Source organism: Micromonospora sp. U21 (assembly GCF_018070045.1).
In the GTDB taxonomy this organism is placed as follows: Bacteria; Actinomycetota; Actinomycetes; order Mycobacteriales; family Micromonosporaceae; genus Micromonospora.
In genome coordinates, this window is record NZ_JAGPYK010000018.1 from 105,690 (window position 1) to 121,849 (window position 16,160).

The 16,160-nt window shown below is 70.7% G+C and carries 14 protein-coding genes; 11 read left to right on the plus strand and 3 right to left on the minus strand.

Translation table 11 applies throughout. The features are described from left to right. Positions 1-21: 21 nt before the first annotated feature. From KBX63_RS22755 to KBX63_RS22765, 3 genes are all read left to right on the plus strand, one after another. Positions 22-945 (plus strand): YhjD/YihY/BrkB family envelope integrity protein, encoded by a 924-nt coding sequence (locus KBX63_RS22755; protein WP_210913796.1) that lies wholly within the window; start codon positions 22-24, stop codon positions 943-945. 17 nt (positions 946-962) lie between these two features. After that, positions 963-1,331, plus strand: a complete 369-nt coding sequence (locus KBX63_RS22760; RefSeq protein WP_210913797.1) for a GntR family transcriptional regulator — start codon at positions 963-965, stop codon at positions 1,329-1,331. A gap of 81 nt (positions 1,332-1,412) precedes the next feature. Next, positions 1,413-1,850, plus strand: coding sequence for a hypothetical protein (locus KBX63_RS22765; protein WP_210913798.1), 438 nt, complete (start codon positions 1,413-1,415; stop codon positions 1,848-1,850). Positions 1,851-1,896: 46 nt separating this feature from the next. Here KBX63_RS22765 and KBX63_RS22770 read toward each other — a convergent pair whose 3' ends face one another. The 3 genes from KBX63_RS22770 to KBX63_RS22780 form a co-directional block, all read right to left on the minus strand. Next, entirely contained in the window at positions 1,897-2,346 is a 450-nt protein-coding gene (locus KBX63_RS22770) for a VOC family protein (protein ID WP_307871802.1), read from the minus strand. A gap of 128 nt (positions 2,347-2,474) precedes the next feature. Further along, positions 2,475-4,109 carry a glycoside hydrolase family 13 protein gene (locus KBX63_RS22775; protein ID WP_210913799.1) on the minus strand — a complete coding sequence of 545 codons (1,635 nt, stop codon included), beginning with the start codon at positions 4,107-4,109 and terminating at the stop codon, positions 2,475-2,477. Positions 4,110-4,141: 32 nt separating this feature from the next. Next, positions 4,142-5,188: a LacI family DNA-binding transcriptional regulator gene (locus tag KBX63_RS22780; protein ID WP_210913801.1), complete on the minus strand. Its 1,047-nt coding sequence runs from the start codon at positions 5,186-5,188 to the stop codon at positions 4,142-4,144. A gap of 199 nt (positions 5,189-5,387) precedes the next feature. On the opposite strand from KBX63_RS22780, the gene KBX63_RS22785 reads away from it, so the two are divergent. The 8 genes from KBX63_RS22785 (at position 5,388) to KBX63_RS22820 (ending at position 16,157) form a co-directional block, all read left to right on the plus strand. Next, the gene (locus KBX63_RS22785; protein WP_210913803.1) at positions 5,388-6,635 is read left to right on the plus strand and encodes a maltose ABC transporter substrate-binding protein; all 1,248 of its coding nucleotides are present in this window, start codon (positions 5,388-5,390) and stop codon (positions 6,633-6,635) included. Continuing rightward, positions 6,635-8,272 carry an ABC transporter permease subunit gene (locus KBX63_RS22790; protein ID WP_210913804.1) on the plus strand — a complete coding sequence of 546 codons (1,638 nt, stop codon included), beginning with the start codon at positions 6,635-6,637 and terminating at the stop codon, positions 8,270-8,272. The genes KBX63_RS22785 and KBX63_RS22790 overlap by 1 nt, the downstream gene beginning before the upstream one ends. A gap of 116 nt (positions 8,273-8,388) precedes the next feature. Next, positions 8,389-9,204, plus strand: a complete 816-nt coding sequence (locus KBX63_RS22795) for a sugar ABC transporter permease (RefSeq protein ID WP_247662910.1) — start codon at positions 8,389-8,391, stop codon at positions 9,202-9,204. 205 nt (positions 9,205-9,409) lie between these two features. Further along, positions 9,410-11,215, plus strand: a complete 1,806-nt coding sequence (locus KBX63_RS22800) for an alpha-amylase family glycosyl hydrolase (protein ID WP_210913806.1) — start codon at positions 9,410-9,412, stop codon at positions 11,213-11,215. A 100-nt stretch (positions 11,216-11,315) separates the two neighbouring features. Further along, positions 11,316-11,657 carry a hypothetical protein gene (locus tag KBX63_RS22805; protein WP_210913807.1) on the plus strand — a complete coding sequence of 114 codons (342 nt, stop codon included), beginning with the start codon at positions 11,316-11,318 and terminating at the stop codon, positions 11,655-11,657. 276 nt (positions 11,658-11,933) lie between these two features. Next, positions 11,934-13,001, plus strand: coding sequence for a BMP family protein (locus tag KBX63_RS22810; RefSeq protein ID WP_210913846.1), 1,068 nt, complete (start codon positions 11,934-11,936; stop codon positions 12,999-13,001). A gap of 253 nt (positions 13,002-13,254) precedes the next feature. Continuing rightward, positions 13,255-14,802: an ABC transporter ATP-binding protein gene (locus KBX63_RS22815; protein WP_307871804.1), complete on the plus strand. Its 1,548-nt coding sequence runs from the start codon at positions 13,255-13,257 to the stop codon at positions 14,800-14,802. After that, the gene (locus KBX63_RS22820) at positions 14,799-16,157 is read left to right on the plus strand and encodes an ABC transporter permease (RefSeq protein ID WP_210913809.1); all 1,359 of its coding nucleotides are present in this window, start codon (positions 14,799-14,801) and stop codon (positions 16,155-16,157) included. Before KBX63_RS22815 ends, KBX63_RS22820 begins: the two co-directional genes overlap by 4 nt. Positions 16,158-16,160 lie beyond the last annotated feature (3 nt).

Below are 16,160 nucleotides of genomic sequence, written 5' to 3' on the forward strand. Positions count from 1 at the left end.
GAGATCGGCGAGGATGACCGCGTGAACGTGATCGGCCGGATCGAGGCGGGCATCGACCGCTGGGTGAGCGCCGCGCGCTGCCGGTCGGGGCTCTTCGACCACGTGTGGCGAGCCGGCGCGCTCTACGCCGAGGTGCTGGCCGGGCGGCTGGCGGCGGCGATCGCCTACTACGGCTTCTTCGCGGTGTTCGCCCTGGCGCTGGTCGCGTACTCCATCTTCGGCGCGATCCTGGAGGACAACGACGAGGTCAGCGCGGCGGCGGCCGGGTTCCTGAAGGAGAACCTGCCGTTCCTGGACGCGGAGCAGATCGCCAACTCCAGCGGAACCGTCGGTGTGGTGGGCCTCGTCATCCTGGGCTTCACCGGGATCGGCTGGGTGGAGGCGATCCGCTCCTCGCAGCGGTTGATGTACCGGCTCAACCAGCAGCCCGGCAACCTGGTGATCCGGCGACTGGTCGACCTGGGGGTGATGGTCGGCGTCTTCGTGCTGCTCGGTGTCTCGGTGGCGGCGGTGGACGCGTTGGAATCCCTGCTGCGCTTCCTGCTGCGCAGCACCGGCTCGGTCGGCCTGACCACGATCAGCGCCGTGCTCAGCGTGCTGATCAACGCCGTGCTCGCCACCGCGCTGCTGCTCGCGGTGCCCCGCCTGCGGATGAGCCGGTCCCGGCTGCGCCCGGTGGTGGTGCTGGTCGCGATCGGCATCACGCTGCTGAACACGGTCGGGCGGTATTACGTGGTGCGTACCGAGCGGAACCCCGCGTACACGGTGGTGGCCGGCGCCGTCGGCCTGCTGCTCTACCTCTATCTGCTCAACCAGCTGGTGCTGTTCGGGGCGGCCCTCCTCGCGACCAGCACGCGCGGGCGGGTGGTCGACCTGGCGGAGGGCGCCCGGCCGGCGAATCTCGACGAGGACACCGATCCCGGTACGCCGGGCGGCGCGGGCTGATGGCGGAAGGTGCGCAGATGCTGATCTCGGTCGACCCGGACTCGTCGGTGGCGCCGTACGAGCAGGTGCGCGGGCAGCTCGCCGAGCTGATCGGCGACGGCCGGTTGCCGGTGGGCAGCCGACTGCCCACCGTCCGGCAGCTCGCCGCGGACCTGCGGCTGGCGGCGAACACGGTGGCCCGGGCGTACCGGGAGCTGGAGGCGGCCGGGCTGCTGGAGACCCGGGGGCGTAACGGCACCTTCGTCGCCCCGGGCCGGGACGACGCCGTCGACCGCCTGCACCGGGCGGCGGCCGGTTACGCCGCCGAGGCCGTCCGGCTCGGCGTGCCGCCGGCCACCGCGCTCGCCCTGGTCCGCGCCGCCCTGGACGCCGTCCGCCCCGGCTGACCGGCGCCTGATCGGGCGCCGGACGGGCGACAACCGAGGCGAACGGCGTCGCCGCTCGCGTTGGCGGACCATGATGAGCCGGTGGGCGCACTCATGACACTGGACCTGCCGGCCGACTCGCCGATGCTCGGCCTGCCGTGGATCATCACCTTCGGCCCGCTCGGTGACCTCGACGAGTGGGAGCCGGTGGTCTGTGGCCCGTACGAGCGGCCGCACGCGCTGGCACTGGCCGAGGCGGTGGTGGCTGAGGAGCAGCTGATGGCCGTTGTGGAGCCGCTGCTCCCGGCGCTGTCCGCCGACGAGATCCGCAGCGAGATCGCCGCCGCGCAGGTCGCCGCCGAGGATGAGGCCCGGCAGGTCGAGGGAGCCGACCTGTACGGCGACTTCGAGGACGTGATCGACGAGGAGCTGGACGCCGCCGCCGACGAGGCGGGCCATGGCGAACCCACCGAGCCGCCGGACGAGGCCGAGGTGCGCGCCGGCTTCACCCGGATCGCGGCGCTGCTCACCGCGAAGTGAGCGGCTTCGGGTCGGCGACACCGTCCGCCCGCCGGTGACGGCGCGGTCAGCGGGTCGGCGCGGAGTTCAGTACGCAGAACTCGTTGCCCTCGGGGTCGGCGAGCACCGTGAACTGCTCGGTCCCGCTCTGCCCGATGTCGACGTGCCGCGCGCCGAGCCCGACCAGCCGCCGCACCTCGGCCTGCGGGTCACCGTCGGCGGTGAGGTCGAGGTGCAGCCGGTTCTTGCCCCGCTTCGGCGTGCCGGAGCCCTGCAACCAGATGGTGGGCGCCGCGGCGGAGGGCTGCCCCGGCGGCCAGAGCTTGGCGCTGCCGTCGTCGCCCTGTTCGATCTCGTAGCCGAGCGCCGCCGACCAGAACGCGACCATCAGGTCGAGGTCCTCGACGTCGATTGTGCACTGCGCCATCCGTACCACCATGGGGGTCACCTCCACCGCGCCGGTGTCCCATGCGGTACCCGCGGTGGCGACGGAGTACACCTCGGCCCGGACGGACACCGGCGCCGCGCGGAGCGGACTCCGCGTGGCGCCGGCGCCACCTCACCCCCCACCACAAGGGGCCGGTAGCCCAGTCGCCCGTCGGCGCGGGGCACGACGGACGACCAGGTCGATGACGGGTTACCCGCTCAGCGCCGTTCCAACCAGGCGGCCGCGTCAACCGGCAGCAGGTGGCCGGAGCCCTGCCCGGTGAGCGCCTCGCTGGCGACGAGCGGTTCGCCGTACCCGTCGATCGGGACCGGTGCGCCGCTGAGGTTGACCACGCAGGTCAGCACGGTCGCGCCAGCGGTGCGGGAGAACGTCAGCACGCCCGGCCCGCCCTCCAGCCAGGTCACACCGCCGGCGTCGACGGCCAGCGCCGGGTGCTCGTGCCGGATCCGCAGCGCGGCCCGGTACAGCTCCAGCGTGGAGCCGGACACGCCGGTCTGCGCGGTCACCGAGAGGGCCGACCAGGTCGCCGGCGCCGGAAGCCAGCTCAGCTCGCTGCCGGCCGGTCCGAAGCCGTACGGGGCCAGCTCGCCGCTCCACGGGATGGGTACCCGGCAGCCGTCCCGGCTCTCGCCGGTGCGCAGGAACGCCGGGTCCTGGCGCAGCTCGTCCGGGAGGTCGAGCACCTCGGGCAGCCCCAGTTCCTCGCCCTGGTAGAGGTAGGCGCAGCCGGGCAGTGCGAGCATCAGCAGGCTGGCCGCGCGGGCACGGCGCAGCCCTTCGGCGCCGTCGCCGTAGCGGGTGACGTGTCGCTGCTTGTCGTGGTTGGAGAGCACCCAGGTGGTGGGCGCGCCGACGACGGTCGATTCGGCCAGCGCGGTGTCGATCACCTTGCGGAACGAGTCGGCCGACCAGGTCGCGTCGAGGAAGTCGAAGCTGAACGCCTGGTGCAGCTCGTCCGGGCCGATGTAGCGGGCCAGCCGCTGCGGGGTCTCGGCCCACGCCTCGGCGACGGCCATCCGACCGCCGGGGTAGCTGTCCAGGATGGGCCGCCAGGCGCGGTAGATGTCGTGCACCTCGTCCTGGTCGAAGTAGGGCAGCCGGCCCTTGCCGAGCAGCTCGACCTGGCGCTGGCCGGTGGTCGTCGTGCTGAAGCCGACGTCCGGCAGCCCCTCGGCCTTGATCATGCCGTGTGCCACATCGATCCGGAAGCCGTCCACGCCCCGGTCCAGCCAGAACCGCAGCACGTCCTCGAACTCGGCGCGGACCTCGGGGTGGCGCCAGTTCAGGTCCGGTTGGGACGGGTCGAACAGGTGCAGGTACCACTCGCCGTCCGCGACCCGGGTCCAGGCCGGGCCACCGAAGATGCTCTCCCAGTCGTTCGGCGGCAGCTCGCCGTGCGCGCCCCGGCCGTCGGCGAAGAGGTAGCGGGCCCGGTCCGGCGAGCCGGGGCCGGCGGCGAGGGCGGCGGTGAACCAGCGGTGTGCGCTGGAGGTGTGGTTGGGCACCAGGTCGACGATGATCCGCAGGCCGAGCGCGTGCGCGTCGGTGATCATCGCGTCGAAGTCGGCGAGGGTGCCGAACATCGGGTCGACGTCCCGGTAGTCGGCGACGTCGTACCCGCCGTCGACCATCGGGGAGGTGTAGAAGGGGGTCAGCCAGAGCGCGTCCACCCCGAGGTCGCGCAGGTACGGCAGGCGCTGTCGGATGCCCTGGAGGTCGCCGGTGCCGTCGCCGTCGCTGTCGGCGAAGCTGCGGACGTACACCTGGTAGACGACCGCGGAGCGCCACCAGTCGTCGTCGGCGGTGCGGGGCGGGGTGGCGGTGCTGATCATCTGAGCAATATGCCGGCCCGCCGCTGCAAGAGTCAAGCAGATCTTGCGTAAGCCAGTCGCGCGGAGCTCGGGGCGACGGCGGTGGAGCCGCGCACCACCAGCTCCGGGCGGAACAGGTACTCCGAGTGCGGAGCGCCGTGCCCGTTGATCTCGTCCACGAGGGCCCGGACCGCGGCCACCGCCATCGCGATGACCGGCTGCCGCATGGTGGTCAGCGGAGGGTCGGTGAAGGCCATCAGCGGCGAGTCGTCGTAGCCGACCACGGAGAGGTCGCCGGGGACGGTCAGGCCGCGCTGGCGGGCCGCCCGGATCGCGCCGAGCGCCATCAGGTCGGAGCCGCACACCACACCGGTCACGCCGCGGTCCAGCAGCCGGCCGGCCGCGGCCTCGCCGCCCTCCACACCGAACAGCGACAGCTCGGCCAGTGGGCCCAGGTCGGCCTCGGCGACGCCGGCCAGCCGGGTCATCGCGGAGCGCCAGCCGGCCACCTTGCGCCGCACCGGTACGAACCGGTCGGGGCCGGTGATCAGGCCGATCCGGCGGTGTCCGAGTGCGACCAGATGGGCCACCGCCAGCTCGGCGGCCTCCCCGTCGTCGCAGGAGACGAAGGGGGCGCCGATGCCGGGCACGTACCCGTTGATCATCACGACCGGCAACGGCCGGGCGATCAGCGCCCGGTAGCGGTCGTGGTTGGCGGCGGTGTCGGCGTGCAGGCCGGAGACGAAGACGATCCCGGAGACCTGCCGGTCCAGCAGCATCTCGACGTACTCGTCCTCGGTGACGCCGCCGGCGGTCTGGGTGCAGAGCACCGGGGTGAACCCGCTCTGGGCCAGCGTCGACTCGATGACCTGGGCGAAGGCGGGGAAGATCGGGTTGTCCAGCTCCGGCACCACCAGGCCGACCAGTCCGGCGCTGCGCTTGCGCAGCCGGGCTGGTCGCTCGTACCCGAGCACGTCGAGGGCGGTGAGGACGGCCTGCCTGGTCTCGGGGGCCACGCCGGGGCGGTCGTTGAGCACCCGCGACACCGTGGCCTCGCTGACTTCGGCCTGCTGGGCGATGTCGGACAGTCGAGCGCGCATGGCGGCACTTTAGCCCACCGGCAAGTTCTTGCGGGGCTTTCTGCAAGCCCTTCCATAATCTGCAACCTCTTGCTAACGTCCCGGCAACATGCGAGAGCAGCGGCGCGGTATCGATGCGCCGGTTGGCAAGATTTTCCAGAGGTTCCCACTGGTGGGCCGCCCTTCCCCCGGCGGACCCGCCTTGACGACAGGAGTACCGATGCGCATCCGTACCGCGGGTGTGGTCGCCCTCTTCGCCCTGGCGCTCGCCGCCTCCGGCTGTGGTGGCGACAGCGACGAGCCGGCCGCGAAGGAGTCCCCCAAGGCCGTCGGCGGCAAACTGGTGATCTGGGCGGACGACAAGCGGACGGCCGCCCTCAAGCCGTTCGCCGAGAAGTTCGGTCAGGAGAACGGCGTCACCGTCGAGGTCCAGGCCGTCAGCAAGGACCTGCAGACCAACTTCGTCACCGCCTCCCAGCAGGGCAGCGGCCCCGACGTGGTGGTCGGCGCGCACGACTGGATCGGCAACCTGGTGCAGAACGGCGCCATCGACCCCGTGCAGCTGGCCGCCGAGCAGAAGAGCGCCTTCAACGAGACCGCCATCAAGGCGGTCACCTTCAGCGGCCAGCTCTACGGCGTGCCGTATGCGCAGGAGAACCTGGCGCTGATCCGCAACACCGAACTGGCCCCCGAGGCACCGAAGACCATCGAGGACCTGGTCGCCACGGGCAAGCAGCTCAAGACGGCGAAGAAGGCCACCGAGACGCTCTGCCTCCAGGTTGGCCAGAACGGCGACGCGTATCACATCTACCCGCTGTACACGTCGGCCGGCGGCTACCTCTTCGGCACCGGCGCCAACGGCGACTACGACCCGAAGGACCTGGGCGTGGGCAAGCCCGCGTCGATCGAGGCGTTCAAGAAGATCGGCGCGTTGGGCGAGAAGGGCGAGGGCGTGCTCAAGCGTTCCATCGCGGACACCAACTCGATCGCCACCTTCACCAGCAAGAAGTGTGCGTACCTGGTCTCCGGCCCGTGGGCGGTGGCCGACGTCAAGAAGGCCAACATCAAGTACGACATCTCCGCCATCCCCGGCTTCGCCGGTGGCAAGGAGGCCCAGCCGTTCGTGGGTGTGCAGGCGTTCTACGTCGCCAGCAAGGGCAAGAACAAGGCGCTGGCCCAGGAGTTCGTGGCCAACTACACGACCACCCCCGAGCTGGCCGTCGCGCTGTACAACGCCGAGCCCCGCCCGCCGGCGCTGACCGCCGCCCTCGACCAGGTCAAGGGCAGCGACCCGGACCTGGCCAAGTTCCAGGACGCCGGCAGAAACGGCCAGGTGCTCCCGGCGATCCCGGCGATGGCCGCGATCTGGGATCCGTTCGGCAAGGCTGAGGCCGCCGTCATCGGTGGCGCCGACCCGACCAGCACCATCACCGCGGCCGGCAAGACCATCTCCGGCCAGATCAAGTAATGAGCACGCCGCTGTCCGGTCCGGGGTCTGCCACGCAGGCCCCGGGCCAGGGGCCTGTCGGCTCCCGCCCCCCGCGCTCCCGTGCCACGCGCGACCACGCGCCCATCACCCTGACCGGCCTGGCCGGCAAGGTGCTCCTGCTCGGCCTGACCGCCGGTATCGCGGTCTGGGCGGCCTTCCCGCTCATCGACACCGGGAAATGGGCTGGCCTGGCCCTGCTGGCGGCGACCACCGCCGGACTGTTCTACCTGTACCTCACCCCCCGGCACATTCCCGCCAAGTACCTGGTCCCGGGCACCCTGTTCCTGATCGCCTTCCAGGTCTTCCCGGTGCTCTACACGGCCAGCACCGCCTTCACCAACTTCGGCGACGGGCACCGGGGCGGCAAGGACGACGCGATCGTCGCGATCCAGACCTCCTCGGTCACCCAGGTGCCCGGCTCCGCCGAGTACGCCCTGTCGATCGCCACCAAGGGCGACCCGGCCACCGGGGCGCTGCTCTTCCTGGTCACCGACCCCGCCACCGGCACGGTCTCCGCCGGCGACGGCGGCGGGCTACGCCAGCTCGACGCCGCCGACGTCACGGTCACCCCGGGCGGCAAGGTCACCGCCGCCGACGGCTACACCGTGCTGAACTTCGGCCAGGCCAGCGCCCGCAGCAGGGAGATCACTGACCTGGTGGTGCCCACCGCCGGCGGCGCGCTGCGGTCCAGTGGCCTGTCCCGCGCGTACGAGGGCAAGGCGGTGCGGGCGTACGAGGCCGGCTGCGACTGCGTCCGGGACGCCGAGACCGGGCAGACCTGGACCGCCGACCAGGAGCTGGGCGCCTTCGTCGCCGCCGACGGCGAGCGGCTCGCCCAGGGCTGGAAGGTCAACGTCGGGCTGAGCAACTTCACCCGGGTGCTCACCGACAAGAACATCTCCGGCCCGTTCCTCGGCACCCTGATCTGGAACTTCGCCTTCGCGGTCGCTTCCACCGGCGGGACGTTCCTGCTCGGCATGCTGATCGCGCTCGTGCTGCACTCGCCCCGGATGCGCGGCACCAACGTCTACCGGGTGCTGCTGGTCCTGCCGTACGCCATGCCGTCGTTCGCGATGCTGCTGGCCTGGCGGGACATGTTCAACGCCGACTTCGGCCTGATCAACAACCTGTTCGGCCTGGACGTGGACTGGTTCGGCCAGCCGTGGACGGCGCGCTTCGCGGTCATCCTGGTGCAGCTCTGGCTCGGCTATCCGTACATGTTCCTGGTGGCCACTGGTGCGTTGCAGGCCATCCCGCGGGAGTTGACCGAGGCGACGTCGGTCGACGGGGCCTCGCCCTGGCAGTCCTTCCGCGCGGTCACCCTGCCCCTGCTGCTGGTCGCGCTCTCCCCGCTGCTGATCTCGTCGTTCGCGTACAACTTCAACAACTTCAACGCGATCTACCTGACCACCGAGGGTGCGCCGTTCCCGGCCGACAACCCGACCAACGGCGCGACGGACCTGCTGATCACGTACACCTACCGGCTCGCCTTCGGCGGTCAGGGCGCGCAGTTCGGCTTCGCCGCCGCGATCTCGCTGTTCATCTTCGCCATCGTCGCGGTGGTCTCGGCGGTCAGCTTCCGGCGGACCCGTAAGCAGGAGGAGGTGTACTCGTGACCACCCTCACCGGGGCCGCGCGTACCGGCGACACGGCGGGCCGCCCGCCAGCGGCCAACCGCAACGTCACCGGCCGGCGGCGCAACCGCTGGTTCGCCCAGGTCGGCTGGCGGCACCTGGTCGCCGTGCTCGGCGTGCTGTTCAGCCTCTTCCCGATCGTGTTCGTGCTCTCCGCGGCGCTCAACCCGCTCGGCACGCTCTCCACCACCGAGCTGGTGCCGACCGGCGGGGTGTCGCTCGGCAACTTCGGCGGGTTGTTCGAACGGACCGCCTTCGAGCGGTGGTTCCTCAACTCGCTGCTGATCGCCGGGGTGGCCTCGTTCGCGTCGGTGTTCCTCTCCGCGCTGGCCGCGTACGCCTTCTCCCGGATGCGGTTCCGCGGCCGCCGGGTGGGGCTGCTCGCCCTGCTGTTGATCCAGATGTTCCCGCAGTTCCTGGCGATCGTGGCGATCTACCTGATCTTCGGCACGATCACCGACCTGTGGCCGTCGATCGGTTTCAACACCCCCTGGGGGCTGTTGCTGCTCTACATGGGTGGCGCGCTCGGGGTGAACACCTGGCTGATGAAGGGCTTCTTCGACACCCTGCCCCGGGAGCTGGACGAGTCGGCGACCATGGACGGGGCGTCGCACGCCCAGGTCTACTTCCGGATCATGTTGCCGCTGGTGGCGCCGATCCTGGCGGTGACCGGGCTGCTGGCGTTCATCGGCACCATCAACGAGTTCCTGATGGCCAACGTGTTCCTCACCAGCACCGACTCGAAGACCCTGGCGGTCGGCATGTACGGCATGTTGCAGGGCAACGAGCGCAACAACAACTTCGGCATCTTCGCGGCCGGCACCCTGCTCACCGCGATCCCCACCGTGCTGGTCTTCCAACTGCTCCAGCGGTACATCGTCTCCGGGCTGACCGCCGGCGCGGTCAAGGGATAGCCGGCCGGTTCCGGCCACGGCTCGGCGGCATCCCGACACCCTGCTCAACGCCTTTGCTCTGCTTCAACCCGCGCAACAGCCGGTGTCCGCTATCCGGACACTGCCCGTTGCGTGGGCGTAAGCAGAGCAAAGGCGGCGCGAGAGGGAGGCTGCTGCCCAGGCGCGGGCCGAACCCTGACGAGTACGTCCGAGAGGAAGAACTGCCGTGCAGCCGCACCACGACGGATCCCCGCTCCACGTCCCTCAGCAGGAGCCCGCGCTGGGGGAGGTCGTCGACGTCTTCGTCCGGGTGCCGGCCGGCGCCGACGTGAGCCAGGTGCATGTGCGCACCACCGGCGACGGCGAGCCGCGCTTCCGCGAGGCCATCGTGGACCGCACCGAGGGCGGGGACGTCTGGTGGCGGGCCGAGGTGCCGGCCCGCAACCCGGTGAGCAACTACCGCTTCCTGCTCTCCGGGCAGCGGCGTCCCCGGTGGCTGACGGCCGCCGGGATGGTCGACCACGACGTGCCCGACCACGGCGACTTCAAGCTGGTCACCCACGCGCCACCGCCGGCCTGGGCGCGGGATGCCGTGATCTACCAGATCTTCCCGGACCGGTTCGCCCGCTCCGCGGAGGCCGACGCCCGGCCGCTGCCGGACTGGGCGATCCCGTGCGACTGGGACACCCCGGTGATCGGGCGGGGCCCGGAGACACCGCACCAGCTCTACGGCGGCGACCTGGACGGGATCGCCGAGCGGCTGGACCACCTGGACCGGCTCGGGGTGAACACGCTCTACCTGACCCCGATCTTCCCGGCACGCTCCAACCACCGCTACGACGCGGCCAGCTTCGACCGGGTCGACCCGCTACTCGGCGGGGACGCCGCGCTGGCCCGGCTCGCGGACGCGGTACGGGCGCGGGGCTGGCGGCTGCTCGGCGACATCACCAGCAACCACACCGGCGACGCGCACGACTGGTTCACCGCTGCCTCCTCGCAGGTACACGCGCCCGAACGGGAGCTGTACTACTTCGACGAGATCTCCGGGGACTACGAGTCCTGGAACGGGGTGAAGTCCCTGCCGAAGCTGAACTGGGGAAGCGCCGAGCTGCGCCGCCGCTTCGGCACCGCCGAGGACGCGGTGCTGCGTCGCTGGCTGCGTCCCCCGTACGGGCTGGACGGGTGGCGGGTGGACGTGGCGAACATGACCGGCCGGCGCGGCGCCGACGAGTACACCCACGAGGTGGCGGCGCTGCTGCGCTCGGTGGTGGCCCAGGACCGGCCGGACGGCCTGCTGATGGCCGAGCATGGCCACGACCACACCGGTGACCTGGACCGCGACGGCTGGCACGGCACCATGAACTACGTCGGCTTCACCGACCCGGTCTGGTCCTGGCTGCGCTACGGCGAGCAGCCGGTGCCGAACTTCCTCGGCACACCGGGCGGGGTGCCCCGCCGGGACGCGGACGCGGTGTTGGCCACCATGGACACCTACCGGTCGCTGGTCTCCTGGCGTTCATACGTGCACTCGTGGCAACTGCTCGGCTCGCACGACTCGGCCCGGATCCGGACGGTGGTCGGCGACGCGGCCCGACACGAGGTCGCCGCCGGCCTGCTCGCCACCATGCCCGGCATCCCGATGGTCTTCGCGGGGGATGAGCTGGGCCTGACCGGCACGAACGGCGAATCGTCGCGTACCCCGATGCCGTGGCACCGCCCGCAGAGCTGGGACGCCGGCACGCTCGCCGCGTACCGGGCGCTGATCGCGCTGCGGAGAGGCGAGCCGGCGCTGCGCCACGGCGGCCTTCGGCGGCTGTACCACGACCCGGACACGCTCGTCTTCCTGCGCGAGGCGCCGACCGGCGCGGTGCTGGTGCTGGCCCGCCGGGCGGCTGGCCGCCCGGTGCGGCTGGCCGGGCTGCCCGCGGCGCAGAATGTGTACGGAGGTGCGCCGGCGCTTCGACCCGGACCGGACGGCTCGTTGACCCTGCCCGGTGACGGCCCCACCTTCCAGGTCTGGCGGCTGTGCTGAACGCGGCCGGCCGGCCGCGACGCACTTGTCGGCGAGCACCGACGCGCTGATCGCAGGACCCCCTACTACAAAGTGTCGTTGATAGGGGAGGATGGGCGGCGTGGAAGCGCTGCGACTGACCCTCCTCTATGTCCATCTGATCGGTTTCGCCCTGCTGCTCGGCGGCTCGATCGCCCAGTACATCAGCGGCCGGCTGCGGATCAACCCGGCCATGCTCTGGGGGTCGGTGATCCAGTTGCTGACCGGGCTCGGCCTCTCCGCCCCGCTGCGCGACGGTGACGAGCCGGCACCGGCGAAACTTGTGACGAAGTTGGTGCTCGCGCTGCTGATCTTCGTCATGGTCTTCTTCTCGCGGAAGCGGGACGTGGTCAATCGCGGTCACTTCCTCGCGATCGTCGGTCTGACGCTGGTCAACGCGGCGGTCGCGGTCTTTTGGCGGTAACGTCCGGGGAGGGGGCCGCCCCGAAAAACGGACGTTCGTGACGCCTCGGCTGCTCGCCTACCAGCACGAAGAGTGACTTGCCCCACGCAAGGGTTACACCCGGGTAACAGGCGCTCAACAGTCGTGCACGATTGTCGGCCGGTGGGTGGGCGCGGGCGTACGCTCCCGTCCGTAACGTGGGACAGCCGGCGGCAACCCGCAGGTCGGCTGATGGGCTGCCACCGCACTAGGCGCGGTGTGCAATGGGAAGGAGACGTCTTGCGCTCGGTGCGTGGGATGCGGATCGCCTCGATCTTCGCGGTGGGTGGGCTCGTGCTCAGCGCCGCCGCGTGTGGCGAGGCCCCCGAGGATGACAACAACGCCGGCAGTGGCGCCAAGAAGTTCAGCGCCTGCATGGTGACCGACGTCGGCGGCATCGACGACAAGTCGTTCAACGCTTCGGCCTGGAAGGGCCTGCAGGAGGCCAAGGCCGCCAACGACAACATCGACATCAAGTACGTCGCGTCGAAGGCCGAGGCCGACTACGAGCCGAACCTGACGCAGTACGTCAACCAGAAGTGCGACTTCATCCTGGCCGTCGGTGGCCTGATGTCGAACGCCACCTCGAAGATCGCCAAGGCGAACCCGAACCAGGAGTTCGGCATCGTCGACGCCAACCCGGGTGACGCCAACGTCTACCCGATGCAGTTCGACACCGCCCAGGCCGCGTTCCAGGCGGGCTACCTGGCAGCCGGGCTGACCAAGAGCGGCAAGGTGGCCACCTACGGCGCCCTGCCGATCCCGCCGGTGACCATCTTCATGGACGGCTTCGTCGACGGCGTGGCGTACTACAACACCACCAAGAAGAAGAACGTCCAGGCGCTCGGCTGGGACAAGGCAACCCAGAAGGGCTCCTTCACCAACGATTTCGCCAAGCAGGACGAGGGCAAGAAGGTCTCCGACGCGCTGGTCGCCCAGGGCGCGGACATCATCATGCCCGTCGCCGGTGGCGCCGGCCTCGGCACCACCTCCGCGGCCAAGGCCTCGGGCGGCAGGTACAACACCATCTGGGTGGACGTCGACGGCTGCGAGAGCACCCCGGACTGCTCCGCGATCGTGACCACCGTGGTCAAGAACATTCCGGAGGCTGTCAAGGAGGCCGTGGTCAAGGCCGCCGCTGGCGACAAGCTGCCGGCCAAGCCGGGCTTCATCGGCACCCTGGCCAACAACGGTGTCTCGCTCGCCCCGTACCACGACTTCGACAGCAAGGTTCCGGCCGAGCTGAAGGCCGAAGTCGACAAGATCAAGGCGGACATCGCCGCCGGCACCATCACCGTCACCTCGAAGGCCCAGCCGACCAAGTGACGACCGGCCGACCCCTCCGGTGAGATCATCGGAGGGTCGGCGGGGGACAGGTACGACGGATCCGGCCGCTCCGGCGCCGCGGGTAACCACCCGTGGGGCCGGAGCGGCCGATCGCGCGCCACGGTGACCGGGCCGGTCCGGCCCGGTCAACGGCAGCTACGCTGCACCATCGCTCGCACTCCAGGAGGTTGCGCTGAGACTCGAACTGCGCGGCATCACCAAGCGGTTCGGTGATCTGGTCGCCAATGACCACATCGACCTGACGGTGGAGCCTGGAGAGATTCACGCCCTGCTCGGCGAGAACGGCGCGGGCAAGTCGACCCTGATGAACGTGCTCTACGGGCTCTACCAGCCCGACGAGGGCGAGATCCTGGTCGATGGCAAGCCGCTGAAGCTGAAGGGCCCGTCCGACGCGATCGCGGCCGGGATCGGCATGGTGCACCAGCACTTCATGCTGGTACCGGTCTTCACCGTCACCGAGAACATCATGCTCGGCGCCGAGCAGGTCCGAGGCGGCATCGCCGGCTTCCTGGACCGGCGGCGGGCCCGGCGCCAGGTCGCCGAGGTGTCCGAGCGCTACAACCTGCGGGTCGACCCGGACGCGGTGATCGAGGACCTGCCGGTCGGCATCCAGCAGCGCGTCGAGATCGTCAAGGCGCTCACCCGCGACGTCGACCTGCTCATCCTGGACGAGCCGACCGCGGTGCTCACCCCGCAGGAGACCGAGGAACTGCTGACGGTCATGCGGTCGCTGAAGGCCGCCGGCAAGTCGATCGTCTTCATCACCCACAAGCTCGGCGAGGTCAAGGCGATCGCCGACCGCATCACCGTGATCCGGCGCGGTAGGACCGTCGGCACCGCCCTGCCGGAGGCCAGCCGCGACGAGCTGGCCGCGCTGATGGTGGGGCGCAGCGTCCGGCTCACCGTGGAGAAGGGCACCGCCACGCCGGGCGAGCCGATGCTGGAGGTGGCCGGCCTGGTCGTGGACGACGACCGGCAGGTCCGGGCGGTCGACGGCGTGGACCTGACCGTGCGCGCGGGCGAGGTGCTCGGCGTGGCGGGTGTGCAGGGCAACGGCCAGACCGAGCTGATCGAGGCGATCATGGGCCTGCGCCCGGTGCTCGCCGGCACGGTCAGCCTGGGCGGCGACCGGATCGACGGCTGGAAGACCAAGAAGGTGCTCCGCGCCGGTGTCGGCTACGTGCCCGAGGACCGCAGCGTGGACGGCCTGGTCAAGGAGTTCAGCGTCGCGGAGAACCTGGTGCTGGACATCTACGACCGGCCGCCGTTCGGTGCCGGGCTCGCGCTCAGGCCGGACGCGATCGCGACGTCGGCGAAGGAGCGGATCGAGCAGTTCGACGTCCGCACCTCATCGGCCGACGCGCCGGTGGGCACCCTGTCCGGCGGCAACCAGCAGAAGGTGATCGTGGCCCGGGAGCTGTCCCGGCCGCTGAAGCTCTTCATCGCCGCCCAGCCGACCCGCGGCGTCGACGTCGGATCGATCGAGTTCATCCACAGCCGGATCATCCGCGAGCGGGACATCGGCACCGCCGTCATGGTGGTCTCCAGCGAACTCGACGAGGTGATCGGGCTGGCCGATCGGATCGCGGTGATGTACCGCGGCCGGATCATCGGCATCGTCGGCCCGGACACCCCGCGCGAGGAGATCGGCCTGCTGATGGCCGGCATCAGCCCGGACGCGGTCTCCGAGCGCGGCGCGGACGCCGCGCCGACCGACGGCACGGCTACCGACGGGGGCCCGGCGAGCGACGCAGGCTCCGCGAACGAGGACGAGGCATGAGCGACCCCAATCCGCAGTCCGGCTCGCCGGACAAGGAGCCGGCGAGCGAGGCGCAGGCCGCGCAGACCGCTCTCGGCAACACCGAACAGGCCGAGCCGGCGACGCCGGGCCGGTCGGCGCCGGAGTCGGAGCCGAAGCCCAGCCTGGGCCGGCTGTTCCTGGACAACCTCTGGGCGGCCAACACCTTCACGGTGACCCTGCTGTCGCTGGTGCTGGCGATCGTGGTCGGCGCGGTGCTGATGATCATTTCTGATCCGGATGTGCTCTCCACCTACTCGTACATCACCTCCCGCCCGTCCGATGCGCTCAATTCCAGTTGGACGCTGGTGAGTGAGGCGTACGCGAACCTGTTCAAGGGCTCGATCTTCGACCCGGAGGCGTTCTCCGGCTGGCTGAACGGCGACAACGGCTGGCAGGCCGTGCTCGCGCCGATCTCCGAGACGCTCACCTACGCGGCCCCGCTGGTCTTCACCGGCCTGGCGGTGGCGCTGGCCTTCCGCGGCGGGCTGTTCAACATCGGTGCGCAGGGTCAGGCCACCATCGGCGTGATCCTGGCCGCGCTGGCCGGCTTCCTGCTGCCGCTGCCGCCCGGCCTGCACCTGCTGGTGGCGGTGCTGGCCGGTGCCCTGGGCGGGGCGATCTGGGGCTTCATCCCGGGCATCCTCAAGGCCCGCGCCGGTGCGCACGAGGTGATCAACACGATCATGCTCAACTACGTGGCCACGTATTTCCTCACCTGGCTCATCGTGCAGAACGGGGTGCAGGACCCCACCCGCACCGACGCGATCAGCAAGGCGGTGGACACGTCCGCCCAGCTGCCCCGGCTGCTCGGAGACAACCTGCGGGTGCACGCCGGCATCCTGCTCGCCGTGCTGGCCACCTGGGGGGTCGCCTGGCTGCTCAACCGCTCCACGCTCGGCTTCGAGCTGCGCGCGGTCGGCGCCAACCCGGATGCCGCCCGCACCGCAGGCATCAGTGTCACCCGGACGTACACCCTGATCATGGTCTTCTCCGGGATCCTGGCCGGTCTCGGTGGCTCGAACATGGTCCTCGGCTCCACCGCCAGCGCGTTGACCCCGCTGGTGGTCGCGCAGATCGGTTTCGACGGCATCCTGGTGGCGCTGCTCGGCCGGGTTAAGCCCTGGGGGGTGCTGCTGGCCGCGCTGCTGTTCGGGGCGCTCCAGGCGGGCGGCAACCGGATGCAGTCGTACTCGGGGATCTCGCTGGAGCTGGTGACCGTGCTCCAGGCGCTGATCGTCATCTTCATCGCCGCACCCGCCCTGGTGAAAGCGATCTTCCAGCTCCGGGCCGCACGGGCCGCCCGGTTGCAGACGAGCCTGGCGAAGGGCTGGTAACTC

Bases quoted from the DNA above. Each gene is read 5' to 3' on its own strand.
- KBX63_RS22780 (WP_210913801.1), bottom strand. From the start codon at position 5,188: ATGCGCGCTCGACTGTCCGACATCGCCCAGCAGGCCGAAGTCAGCGAG.
- KBX63_RS22785 (WP_210913803.1), top strand. From the start codon at position 5,388: ATGCGCATCCGTACCGCGGGTGTGGTCGCCCTCTTCGCCCTGGCGCTC.
- KBX63_RS22820 (WP_210913809.1), top strand. From the start codon at position 14,799: ATGAGCGACCCCAATCCGCAGTCCGGCTCGCCGGACAAGGAGCCGGCG.
- KBX63_RS22760 (WP_210913797.1), top strand. From the start codon at position 963: ATGCTGATCTCGGTCGACCCGGACTCGTCGGTGGCGCCGTACGAGCAG.
- KBX63_RS22790 (WP_210913804.1), top strand. From the start codon at position 6,635: ATGAGCACGCCGCTGTCCGGTCCGGGGTCTGCCACGCAGGCCCCGGGC.
- KBX63_RS22775 (WP_210913799.1), bottom strand. From the start codon at position 4,109: ATGATCAGCACCGCCACCCCGCCCCGCACCGCCGACGACGACTGGTGG.
- KBX63_RS22810 (WP_210913846.1), top strand. From the start codon at position 11,934: ATGCGGATCGCCTCGATCTTCGCGGTGGGTGGGCTCGTGCTCAGCGCC.